At 70.4% G+C, this 11587-nt stretch carries 9 protein-coding genes; 2 read left to right on the top strand and 7 right to left on the bottom strand.

The features are described 5' to 3' along the window. Positions 1–21 precede the first annotated feature (21 nt). The 3 genes from VB059_RS13730 to VB059_RS13740 are packed head-to-tail and all read right to left on the bottom strand — an operon-like array spanning position 22 to position 2356. On the bottom strand, positions 22–435 hold the full coding sequence (locus tag VB059_RS13730; RefSeq protein WP_323422538.1) for a pyridoxamine 5'-phosphate oxidase family protein: 414 nt from the start codon (positions 433–435) through the stop codon (positions 22–24). 48 nt (positions 436–483) lie between these two features. Further along, a complete protein-coding gene (locus tag VB059_RS13735) occupies positions 484–1401 on the bottom strand; it encodes a T3SS (YopN, CesT) and YbjN peptide-binding chaperone 1 (protein ID WP_323422539.1) in 918 nt (305 codons plus the stop codon). Between the two features lie 31 nt (positions 1402–1432). Continuing rightward, entirely contained in the window at positions 1433–2356 is a 924-nt protein-coding gene (locus VB059_RS13740; protein ID WP_323422540.1) for an AEC family transporter, read from the bottom strand. Between the two features lie 551 nt (positions 2357–2907). Between VB059_RS13740 and VB059_RS13745 the strand changes: the two genes are divergently transcribed. After that, a complete protein-coding gene (locus VB059_RS13745; RefSeq protein WP_323422541.1) occupies positions 2908–3891 on the top strand; it encodes a hypothetical protein in 984 nt (327 codons plus the stop codon). Here the strand turns inward: VB059_RS13745 and VB059_RS13750 are convergent. Both VB059_RS13750 and VB059_RS13755 read right to left on the bottom strand, forming a co-directional pair. Beyond that, positions 3878–5722, bottom strand: coding sequence for a SulP family inorganic anion transporter (locus tag VB059_RS13750; protein ID WP_323422542.1), 1845 nt, complete (start codon positions 5720–5722; stop codon positions 3878–3880). The genes VB059_RS13745 and VB059_RS13750 overlap by 14 nt on opposite strands. Positions 5723–5854: 132 nt before the next feature. Beyond that, positions 5855–6745 carry a Ku protein gene (locus VB059_RS13755; RefSeq protein ID WP_323422543.1) on the bottom strand — a complete coding sequence of 297 codons (891 nt, stop codon included), beginning with the start codon at positions 6743–6745 and terminating at the stop codon, positions 5855–5857. 72 nt (positions 6746–6817) lie between these two features. Here VB059_RS13755 and ligD point away from each other — a divergent pair, with 72 nt between their 5' ends. Continuing rightward, positions 6818–8914: a non-homologous end-joining DNA ligase gene (gene ligD / locus VB059_RS13760; protein WP_323422544.1), complete on the top strand. Its 2097-nt coding sequence runs from the start codon at positions 6818–6820 to the stop codon at positions 8912–8914. Between the two features lie 12 nt (positions 8915–8926). Here ligD and VB059_RS13765 read toward each other — a convergent pair whose 3' ends face one another. Together VB059_RS13765 and VB059_RS13770 are read right to left on the bottom strand one after the other, a co-directional pair. Next, positions 8927–9130 carry a DUF2892 domain-containing protein gene (locus VB059_RS13765; protein WP_323422545.1) on the bottom strand — a complete coding sequence of 68 codons (204 nt, stop codon included), beginning with the start codon at positions 9128–9130 and terminating at the stop codon, positions 8927–8929. Between the two features lie 158 nt (positions 9131–9288). Beyond that, the coding region (locus tag VB059_RS13770; RefSeq protein ID WP_323422546.1) for a vitamin B12-dependent ribonucleotide reductase at positions 9289–11587 on the bottom strand (2299 nt) is incomplete at its 5' end.

The following is an 11587-nucleotide window of genomic DNA, read 5'->3' on the forward strand; positions in this document are numbered from 1 at the left end:
TGCCTCCTGTTGTCGAGTCTGTCACTTCTCCTCGCGGTCCACCACGCGTCCGCTGATTTCGCGCACCTGCACTGTGATGAACAGATCACGGTCCCCCTTCGCCCACGGCATCGGGCCGTCCGCCCGCAGCGCCGTGAGCTGGGCCTCGTCGGCCGGTGTGGACGAGACGCCCTGCAGCATCACGCTCCAGCCGTTGCCCGTCGAGACGTCGATGTCGTCCACCTGGAAGGACACCTCGTGACCCTCGGCGAGCTCGGCGAGCACCGACGCGCGCGACGTACGGAAGACCACCATGCCGTTGCGCACCACGTAGTTGACCGGCAGGATCAGCAGTCCCGCCACCGGGGAGGTCCAGGCCACCCGGCCGACCTCCTGGGTCCGCAACAGGGCGCGACAGTCATCAGGGTCGAGCGCCGCGAACATGCCTTCGTGCATGGTCCTCCTCCGTCTTTTCTCGTCCGATGCTACTGGAGCCGGGTCGCTTCACTCGACCTCGAACGTGGTGTGACCGCCGAGCTTGTGGGCGAGTTCGTCGTCGATGCCGTCGGCGATGTCGCTCATGATCCGTACCGCCTGATGAAGGTGGGCCGGGACGAACGGGTGGGTGAGCACGGACAGACTGGCGAACACCTTGTCCCGGACCAGGTGGAACTTGACCATCCGGGCGTCCGCGTTGAGGTCGTTGAGCACCTCTGCCGCCCGTGACCGACCCGCCACGTCGTGGACGATCACCGAGAAGAGGATCAGTTCACGCCCATCCTGGGAGACCCGCAGGAAGAGCATCGCCGACCCGACCCGCAGCGCGATGTCGCCCTCGTGGTCGCGCAGCGGCGCGTGACCGAACATCTCGGTGAGCTCGGCCTCGATCATGTCGTTGAGGTGCTGGGTGTCGACCGGGATGATGGCCATCACATCCTCGGCATCGAACTCCGTCGCCCCGGCCAACGGCTCCGGACGCGGGGTGAGCACCTCGGCGAGGTGATCAGGGGCCAGGAACACCGGATGCTGGACGCCGAAGACGTCCCGCAACGCCCCCACCGCGGCGGCAGCGAGCCGGTCGGAGGCCTCCTGGTCCATCTCCATCCAGAAGTTCGCCGTCGGGCGCGGCCCCTCGTTGGTCGGCGCCGACCAGCCGAGACGCTCCATCAGGGCCAGTTCCTCCGACCCGAGCTGGTAGTCCTCGCCGAGCACCGAGTTGCTGGAGGCCTCCGCCCGGATCGTCGTGCGGTCCACGGCGGTGAACATGACGTACGGCACCTGGCTCTCGTCCACGGCCACGCAGCCGATGGTGAAGTCGGCGGAGTCATCGATCACCGAGATCACCTCGGCGAGGCGCAGCTCGAACTCGTCCCAGGCCTGGGCGATGCTGCGATCGAGGTCGAAGTCTCCGTACTGGGGCACGGCCCGAAACTAGCGCACCGACGGGGGCACGTCACGACAGCAGAGCAGCGATCCCGAAAATGCTCAGCACCGACAGCACGGTCGACACGAAGATCGCGTCGCGCACCATCACCACCCCACGACCGTACGTCGTGGCGATCACGAAGACGTTCTGGGCGGTCGGCAACCCGGCCATGACCGTCACCGCCAGCAGGTCGGGCCGATCGAGCCGCATCACGAAGTGACCGAAGGCCCAGGCCACCAGTGGCATCGCGACCAGCTTCAGGGTGGTCTGGAGGGCGAGGACCGGGCCCGCGCCACGGTCCGGCCGCGGGCCGAGCCGCAGCGAGATGCCGAAGGCCATCAGCACCCCGGGCACCGCCATCGCACCGATCATGGACAGCGGCGCCTCGAGCAGGGCGGGGATCCGGATCCCCCGCACCGACAGCAGGACCCCGACCAGGGTCGCGATCGTCAGCGGGTTGCGGAGGAAGCGGCCGACGAAGGCCCGGACGGTGAAACGCACCTCGGTGCCGGTGCTGAGGTCGAGCAGGGCCAGCCCGACCGGCTGGAGGAACAGCAGCTGGGTCAGCATCACCGGCACCACCCGGGTGGGTGAGTCAAGGACGTAGGTGGCGATCGGCAGCCCGAGGTTGCCCGCATTGACGTACGCCGATGCGAATGCGCCGGTGACCGTCTCGGCCATCGGCAGCTTCCAGACGAACCGCGCCGCCGCCACCCACACCAGGATCATCGCGGCGATGGACACCAGTGAGGCGGCCAGGTCGGCCGAGAGGACGGCCGAAATGTCCTCCTTCGCCATCATCGTCACGAAGAGCACCGGCATGGCGACGTAGAAGGACAGCGTGCCGAGCATGTTCTGGGTCTGTTCGGTGAAGACACCGAGGTGTGCCATCAGGTAGCCCACCCCGACGACGACCCCGATGACGAAGAAGCCCGACAACACACCCTGCACGGCCTCCCACTGTAGGCCGGGGCCGCCCCGCGGCACCGGTACCCCCACCGGAGCCGGGGCACGGGTGCCCCACCGGAGGCCGGCCCGCGGACCCGGGCGCACCGCCGCCACCGGGGCGGGCCCGGGCACACCGCTGTCACCGTCGACCGGGAGGCCGGCCCGGTGCGAGCTGAGATACTGGCACCATGACAGCTCCCCAGCAGCCGTCGACGCCGCCCCCCGGAAGGCCGGGGCTGCCCCCGGCGGCCCCCTTCGGCGCCGATCCGGTGAGTGCCCCGGCACCGGTGTGGGGACGGTCGTCCGCGCAGACCACTCCGGATCGGGCCGGGCGACCCACCCCGGATCGGGCCGCGGCACCCGCCGCAGATCCTGGTGCGCCACGAACGGTCGTGATGCCTGCCGTCACCGTCGACCGGCCATCGGCTCCCGGCCCGGTGTCGGCTCCGACCCCACATCGCGCGCCCACCCGCGGCCCTGCCCATGCCGGATCGCGGGCCCCGGCCCGTGCCGCATCACGGCCCCCTGCCCACCGACGACGGCACCGGCCAGGAGTGCTGATCGGTGTTGCGGTAGCCCTGGTGCTCATCGTCGGGGCAGCGTTCTTCCTCTGGGGCTATTTCCGGGCGCAGCAGTACGACGCTCGGCTGGCGGCCGACCGGTCCGCGGCCCGGCAGGTCACCGAGAGGTACCTGGGTGCACTGCGCGACGCCGATGCGGCGGCCGCACTCGACACGGCGGCAGAACGCCCCCACGATGCGTCCCTGCTGACTGACGAGGCCCTGGGGGCCGCCCGCGACAACGGCGGAGTCTCCGGCATCAGGATCGGCGAGGCGACCATCGCCCAGGACCGGGCCAAGCACCTCATCGGCGACACCGGGACGGTGGCGGTGCACTACCTCGTCGGCAGCTCCGCGGTCGACGTCGCCCTGCCGGTCTCCAGGGTGGGCTCGCACTGGAAGATGGCGGCGGTGACTGCCAGGGTCGACCTGGGCGGTGGGGCCCCGCCCCGTACCGTCGACGGGAAGGCGCCGGGCACGACGACTGTGGACCTGTTCCCCGGCAGCTACCGGATCGGCACGACGTCACCCTTCGTGACCCTGGCCGAGTCGAGCCTGGTGGTGACCGCTCCCGATCCGCTGGCCGCGGCATCGATGAAGTGGTCCGGAGGGTCACCAGGGCTGTCGGCGCAGGCCCGCAGCCGGATCACCGACGCGGCGCGAGAGTCACTCTCCGCATGCCTGGACCAGCAGTCGCTGACCCCGGCGGGCTGCCCGATCGCGATCTCGACCGGGTCCTCGATCACCATCGATCCGGCCACGATCCGGTACACCCTGCTGGACGCCCCCTGGTCGGCGGCGACGGTGTCCTTCGACCCGACCACCGGAGGCGCCACCGGGCAGGTGACCCTGCATTACCGTCTCGACGCCTCCGCCAGGAACGGGGACGTCGAGGGGGTCGTCCGGCAGGACTACCGCTACGACGCGACCTTCGCCGCGGACCTGTCGGGGACCGGTCCGGCGATCACCTGGAAGTGACCGGAGGCTCCTCCGGGCCGTCCGGGCCGCTGGGGCCCTCCGCCGGAGACCGGGGAGCGTCGGAGGACGCGACGGGATGGTGTCGGGACCACTCCTCGTACGCCGAGATCGCGGTCGGCAGGGTGGGGAACACATAGTCGCGGCCGACCGCATCGATGATCCCGGCCCGCTCCAGCTGGGCGATGGCCTCCTCGTTGAGCCGGGCGATGGCGAACCGGATGCCGTGCTCGTCCAGCATCCGGCGCAGCTGTTCCATCTCGTCGCCGGCCGTGAGGTCGACCTCTCCGTTCGCCTCCGCGTTCAGCAGGAACCAGCGGGTCGGGGTGTCGGCCGAGAGCGCCGCCTGCAGCGCACGGCGACGGAAGTCGACCGAGTTAGCGAAGAACAGCGGTGCGTCGTAGCGGTAGACGACCAGCCCGGGCACCGGCTGGGCGGCCGGGGTGTCGGCTGTGTCGTACATGCCGGGTGTGCCGGGGACCCGCCCGAGCACCGCCTCCGCCGGCGCGGTGAGCCTGCGGAGCAGGTCGATGATGGACAGGCCGACCGCGATGGCGATCCCGATCAGCACGTCGAAGGCGATCACTCCGGCGGCGGTGAGGATGGCCAGGATCAGCTCGCTGCGCCGGAACCGGGCGACCCGCCGCCACTCCCGCAGGTCGATCAGCTTCAGGGCCGCGAAGATCACCACTGCCCCGAGCGCCGCCGAGGGGAACGCTCCGATCACCGGCCCGAGGAAGAACAGGGTCGCCAGGACACAGGCCAGTGACACCACCGACGCCAGCTGTGTCCGGCTGCCCATCGCCGCCCCCAGGGCCGTACGACTGCCGCTGCTGCTGACCGGGAACCCCCCGGACAGACCCGCCGCCGCATTCGCCGCCGCCAGGGCGAGGAACTCCTGGTCCGGATCGATCTCCCGGCCCTGCCGGGTGGCGAACGAACGGCCGGTGAGCACGTTGTCGGTGTAGCCGACCAGCCCCACCCCGACCGCGACGGGGACCATCTCGCGCCAGGGGATGCCGCTGAAATCGGGCGGGCCGAACGGGGGCAGCCCCGCGGGCACCTGGCCGACGACCCCGATCCCGGCGCCGGTGAGGCCGAGGGCGGCCACCACCCCCGCCGAGACGACCATCGCGATCAGCGGCCCGGGCCACCGCGACGCGAAGTGCTCCATCAGCAGCAGGGCGGCCAGGACGGCGACGGCCAGCACGGCGGTCGGCCAGTGGAACTGGGCGGAGTTGGCGACCAGGCTGCTGATTTCCCGGTAGGTGCTACGCCCGTCGGTGGCGATCCGGGTCGTCCGGCCCAGTTGGCTGATGATCATCAGCACGGCGATCCCGGTCATGTAGCCGAGCAGGACCGGCTTGGAGAAGAACTGGGAGAGGAAGCCCAGCCGGCTCGCCCAGCCGACGAAACACACCATCGCGACGGTGAGGGCGAGGACCGCGGCCAGGGTCGCGCGCTGCCGCGGGTCGGCGTCCGGGGCCAGGGTGGCGATCGCGGTGGCGGTCATCAGGGCCGTGGTGGACTCCGGGCCGACCGACAGCTGTCGGGAACTGCCGAGGAACGTGTAGAGGGCCAGGGGACCCACGATCGCCCACAGCCCCGTCACCGGCGGCAGGCCGGCGACCCCGGCGTACGCCATCACCTGGGGGACGAGGTAGGCGGCCACCGTGACGCCGGCCAATAGGTCACCGCGCAGCCAGCGGCGCTGATAGTGGCGCAGCACCTGCACCCCCGGGAGCAGCCGGGTGAGGCCCGAGTGCCCGGCACCGGACCCGGTGCCGGTGCCGGTCGACGGTTCCGCGGATCCCGGCCCGGCAGCGGCTGTCATGGTCCCCATCGTACGGATGTCCCGGCGGTCGACGGGGTGGATCCGTACGGCTGTTCGGTCACCCTCGGGTCGCGAGATGCTCCTGGGGCACCGGACCGATGCCGACTCCTGTGGATCCGTACGGCTGTGCGGTCACCCCCGGGTCGCCCGGTGTTCCCCACCCTCTGCGGCCCTGCCTGCAGCGGGACCGTCCGCCGTGGCCCTGTCGGCGGCTGTGGTCTCCGCCGCCCAGTCACGCGAGCCGCCCCGCTTGCGCTCGAGGGAGGCCTGCAGTGCCGCCATCAGGTCGATCACCTCACCGCCGGTGGCCGCCGGTGCCGGGGCCGGCTCAGCGGTGATCACGCCCTCGTCGGCCGCGAGCCTGGCCTCGACGAGTTCCCTGAGCTGCACCTGGTAGTCGTCCACGTACATCGAGGGATCGAAGTCCTCGGACAGCTGCGCGACGAGCAGATTGGCCATCGCCTGCTCCGCCGCGGTCACCGGCGCGGTCGGCACCTGGCCGGCGAACTCCGGCTCGCGCACCTCGTCGGCCCACAGCAAGGACTGCAGCACCATCAGGTCACCGCGCACCCGCAGGACGCCGAGCCTGGTCCGCTGCCGCAGGGCGTACTTGACCACCGCGGTGCGGGCGGTCTGCTCCAGGGTCGACCGCAGCAGCAGGTACGGCTTGGCCGCCTTCTTGTCCGGCTCCAGGTAGTAGGCGGTGCCGAGGGTGAGCGGATCGATCTGCTCGCTGGGCACGAACTGCAGCACCTGGATCTCGTGGGCCGCCTCGGCGGGCAGTGCCTCGAGCTCGGCCTCGGTCAGCACGACCCGCCGGCCGTCGGCCTCGTACGCCTTGTCGATGTGCTCGTACCCGACGATCTCGCCGCACGTCTCGCAGCGGCGCTGGTAGCGGATCCGCCCGCCGTCGGCGTGATGGACCTGATGCAGCGGGACGTCATGCGACGACGCGGCGGTGTACAGCTTCACCGGCACATTGACCAGTCCGAAGGCGATCGCTCCGGCCCACATCGACCTCATGACTCCATTGAACCCGACAGATGTGATCGGCGAAACATACAGTGACCAGTAACGGCGGGCGATGGAGGTGCGATGGCGGGCAGACCGGTCAAGGTGGAGGTCGGCGGCCGGACGATCATGCTGACCCATCCGGACAAGATCCTCTATCCGTCGACCGGCACCCGGAAGGCCGACGTCCTCGACTACTACCTGGCTGTGGCGGACCGGCTCGTCGCCTGGTCGCACGACCGCCCGGCCAGTCGCAAGCGCTGGGTGCACGGCGTCGGCACCGCAGAGGCACCGGGCCAGGCGTTCTTCACCAAGCAGCTCGAGCGCGGCGCCCCGGACTGGGTGGCCCGACGCGACATCCCGCACGCCGACCGGGTGATCGCCTACCCCCTGGTCAATGACCCGGCGACCCTGGCGTGGCTGGCCCAGATGGACACCCTCGAGGTGCACGTGCCGCAGTGGTCCTTCGGCCCGGACGGCGTGCCGCGACCGCCCGACCGCCTCGTCCTGGATCTCGACCCGGGGCCGGGCGTGGGCCTGCGGGAGTGTGTCCGGGTCGCGCGCGAGGCGCGCCTGATCCTGGCCGACATGGGCCTCGACACCACCCCGGTCACCTCCGGCTCGAAGGGTCTGCACCTCTATGCCGCCCTGCCCGGCACCGCGTCGTCGGATCAGGTCAGCGGCGTCGCCCGGGCCCTCGCGCGGGCCCTGGCGGAGGAGCTGCCCGGTCTGGTCGTCGACCAGATGCGCCGGTCGCTGCGGACCGGTCGGGTGTTCCTGGACTGGTCGCAGAACAACGGCCGCAAGACCACCATCTGCCCGTGGTCGTTGCGTGGCCGGCTGACGCCGACCGTCGCCGCACCCCGGGCATGGGACGAGCTCGACGATCCTGCACTCGCCCAGCTGACGATGACCGAGGTGCTGGACCGACTCCGGGACGCCCCCGCCGCCGCACCCCCGGCCGGAGCGACCGACACACGTCCGGGCGCAGGACCTGCGAAGGCCGAGCCTCCCGGGGCTGGGCCTGCGGGCGGCGACACACGTCCCATCGCCCGACCTCCGGCGGCCGACACGCGCTCGGCGGCCGGACCTGCGGCTGCGCCTCCCGGAGTGGCCTCGGTGGCGATGGTCCCGGTGGCGACGTCGGCCGGGCCGGCTCCGTGGGACTCCCCCAGCTCGGATCCGTCAACGTCCCCGGGACCGGCTCCGTCAACGTCCCCGGGACCGGATCTGCCCCAACGGACGTACGCCCCGATGCTCGCCACCGCCGGGACGCTCGGGCTGATGACCGGCGAGGGGTGGGCGTACGAGATGAAGTGGGACGGCATCCGGGTGCTGGCGCGGACCACCGGACGGTCCGTACGACTGACCGGCCGGACCGGCCGGGACGTCACCGCGACCTACCCCGAGCTGTCGGAGCTGGGGACGTTGGCCCGTCAGGACCTCGTGGTCGACGGCGAGGTGGTCGCCATCGGGCGAGCGGGCCGACCGGATTTCGGACTGCTGCAGGTGCGGATGAATCTCACCGGCGCGGGGGACGTGAACCGGCTGTACGAGGAGGTGCCGGTGAGCCTGATGGTCTTCGACCTGCTGGAGGCCTCAGGGCGCGACCTCACCGCTGCGACGTACGACGAACGCCGCGAGCTGCTGGGGCATCTCCTGCCTTCGGGACACCACGTGCTCGTCCCGCCCGCACACCCCGGACCGGCGACAGCAGCGATGGCGGTCTCGGCCGGACTCGGACTGGAGGGGATCGTCGCCAAGCGCCGCCGCTCCACCTATCGTCCCGGCGTACGCTCCACCGACTGGCTGAAGATCAAGCACCTGCGCAGCCAGGAGGTGGTGGTGATCGGGTGGCGTCCCGGGGCCGACGGCCGGGACCTGGCTGCGGTGCTGACCGCGGTGCCCGACTCCGCGGGGCGACTCGTCTACACCGGGCGGGTCGGTTCCGGCTTCGGTGCACGCGCCCGGCAGGAGGCCATTGCGCTCCTGGGTCCCCTCGCCCGGGAGGATCCGCCGGTGGAAGTCCCGGACAGCGAGCGCGCCGGGCCGCACTGGGTCGAACCACGTCTCGTGGCGGAGGTCCGTTACGGGGAGGTCACCGCGACCGGCCGGTTCCGGCACCCGGTCTGGCGCGGGTGGCGGCCGGACCGGGCGCCGGAGGAGATTCGTTGGGAATAGTCCCCGGAGGGTTCACTGCTTCGGCGTCGTGCGCAGCCCGAAGGGGAGGTACAGCGGGCAGGTGCGTACGGCGGCGGTCCCGATGAGCACCACACCGAGGATGCCCAGCACGATGCCGGCAACGGACGTGACGCCGAGGACGAAGGCCACCACGATCAGGATCGGGCCGAGGACGAAGCGGATGAGGCGGTCGGTGCTGCCGATGTTCTTGATCATGACACTCTCTCGATTACATACCCCTGGGGGTATATGGGCGGACAGTCAGATCATAGCGCCTCGGACCCGACCGGTGACGGCCGTAGAACGACGAGAGGGCACCGTCGCCCGGTGGCGACGGTGCCCCTGGATCAGGTCCGCGGACCCGATGCCCCGTCCTAGCTGCAGCCGCTGGTCGAGCCGCATCCCTCGCAGACGTAGCAGGAACCGCTGGGGCGCATCTTGGTGCCACAGGTGAGGCAGAGCGGCGCGTCGACCGAGGTCCCGGTCAGTTCCTCCATCAGCTCGGCGCTCGTCCGGGCATCGTGCGGGGCGGGTCGCTCGCCCACCTGCACCGATTCACGCATGGCCGAGGTGGATCCGCCGGTGGTCGCCGGTCGGCCGGAGGCCGAGGCAGTCGTCGGTGAGACAGCAGTCGAGCTCCCGCCGGACCCGAGGGTGAGCGGGGCCACCATGAGCGTGGGTGTGGTCGAGGACGTGGCCGTCGGCAGGTCCTCGGCCGACTCCGACTCGTCCAGGTAGCTGCCGGTGTCCAGGTAGCGCGCCCGCTCGGCGGCGGTGTAGATGCCGAGTTCGGCCCGCTCGTCGAACGACAGGTAGTCCAGCGCCAGTCGCCGGAAGATGTAGTCCATGATCGACTGCGCCATCCGGATGTCGGAGTCGTCGGTCATCCCGGCCGGCTCGAACTTCAGGTTCGTGAACTTCTGCACGAAGGTCGTCAGCGGCACGCCGTACTGCAGACCGATCGACACAGCGATCGAGAACGCGTCCATCACGCCGGAGAGGGTCGACCCCTGCTTGCCGAGCTTCAGGAAGATCTCCCCCAGCCCGTCGTCGGGGTAGGAACCGGTGGTCATGTACCCCTCGGCGCCGGCGACCGTGAACGAGGTGGTGAAGCTCGGACGCTTCTTGGGCAGGCGCTTGCGGATCGGACGGTACTCGATCTGGACCTGCGGCTCGACGACCTTCTTGGCCTTGTCCGCCTTCTTGCCGGTCGACAGCGGCTGGCCGACCTTGCAGTTGTCGCGGTACACGGCCAAGGCCTTCAGGCCGAGCTTCCAACCCTGCATGTAGACGTCGGCGATGTCCTCGACGGTGGCCGACTCGGGAAGGTTCACGGTCTTCGAGATGGCCCCGGAAAGGAAAGGCTGCACCGCGGCCATCATCCGGACATGGCCCATCGGACGGATCGCCCGCTGGCCCATCGCGCAGTCGAAGACCTCGTAGTGCTCAGCCCTCAGGCCGGGGGCGTCGACCACATGTCCGTGCTCGGCGATGTAGGAGATGATCGCCTCAACCGTCTCCTCGGCGTATCCCAGTTTGGCCAGGGCACGCGGCACGGTGTGGTTGACGATCTGCATCGAACCGCCGCCGACCAGCTTCTTGAACTTGACCAGCGAGAAGTCCGGCTCGATGCCGGTGGTGTCGCAGTCCATCATGAAACCGATGGTGCCGGTCGGCGCGAGCAACGACGCCTGGGCGTTGCGGAAGCCGTTCTGGGCGCCGAGGGAGACGACCTTCTCCCACTCCTGGGTGGCGACCTGGTGCAGGGTCACGTCCATCTCGTTGACCGTACGCAACTCGTCGTTGGCGGCCTGGTGCTTGCGCATCACCCGCTGGTGGGCGTCCGCGTTGCGGGCATAGCCGTTGTACGGGCCCTCGATGGCGGCCAGTTCGGTCGAGCGGCGGTACGCAGCAGCGGTCATCAGCGAGGTGATCGAAGCGGCGAGTGCCCGCCCACCGTCGGAGTCGTAGCCATGTCCGGTGGCCATCAGCAGGGCACCGAGGTTGGCGTAGCCGATGCCGAGCTGGCGGTAGTTGCGGGTCGTCTCGGCGATCGCCTCGGTGGGGAAGTCGCCGAACGTCACCGAGATGTCCATCGCCGTGATGATGATCTCGACGGCCTTGACGAAACGCTCGACGTCGAAAGTGCCCTCGTCGGTCAGGAACTTGAGCAGGTTGAGGCTGGCGAGGTTGCACGACGAGTTGTCGAGGCTCATGTACTCCGAGCAGGGGTTGGACGCGGTGATCCGGCCGGTCTCGGGGTTCGTGTGCCAGTCGTTGATGGTGTCGTCGTACTGCAGTCCGGGATCGGCACACTCCCAGGCAGCCTGGGCGATCTTACCGAACAGCTCCCGGGCGTCGACAGTGTCGATCACGTCGCCGGTGAGCCGGGCCCGCAGGCCGAACTCGTCGCCGTCCTCGACCGCGCGCATGAACTCGTCGGAGACTCGCACCGAGTTGTTGGCGTTCTGGTACTGGACCGAGACGATGTCCCGGCCGTCGAGGTCCATGTCGAAGCCGGCGTCGCGCAGGGCGCGGATCTTGTCCTCCTCGCGCGCCTTCGTTTCCACGAACTCCTCAATGTCGGGGTGGTCCACGGCCAGGACGACCATCGTCGCGGCCCGGCGGGTGGCGCCACGCGACGGGCGGGGCCCGGCCGACGCGGCGGCGCCG

Origin of the sequence: Raineyella sp. (genome assembly GCF_034933565.1) — a bacterium.
In the GTDB taxonomy this organism is placed as follows: Bacteria; Actinomycetota; Actinomycetes; order Propionibacteriales; family Propionibacteriaceae; genus Raineyella.

Coding starts and splice junctions, on each gene's coding strand:
- VB059_RS13730 (WP_323422538.1), bottom strand. CDS start 435: ATGCACGAAGGCATGTTCGCGGCGCTCGACCCTGATGACTGTCGCGCC.
- VB059_RS13750 (WP_323422542.1), bottom strand. CDS start 5,722: ATGACAGCCGCTGCCGGGCCGGGATCCGCGGAACCGTCGACCGGCACC.
- VB059_RS13755 (WP_323422543.1), bottom strand. CDS start 6,745: ATGAGGTCGATGTGGGCCGGAGCGATCGCCTTCGGACTGGTCAATGTG.
- ligD (WP_323422544.1), top strand. CDS start 6,818: ATGGCGGGCAGACCGGTCAAGGTGGAGGTCGGCGGCCGGACGATCATG.
- VB059_RS13765 (WP_323422545.1), bottom strand. CDS start 9,130: ATGATCAAGAACATCGGCAGCACCGACCGCCTCATCCGCTTCGTCCTC.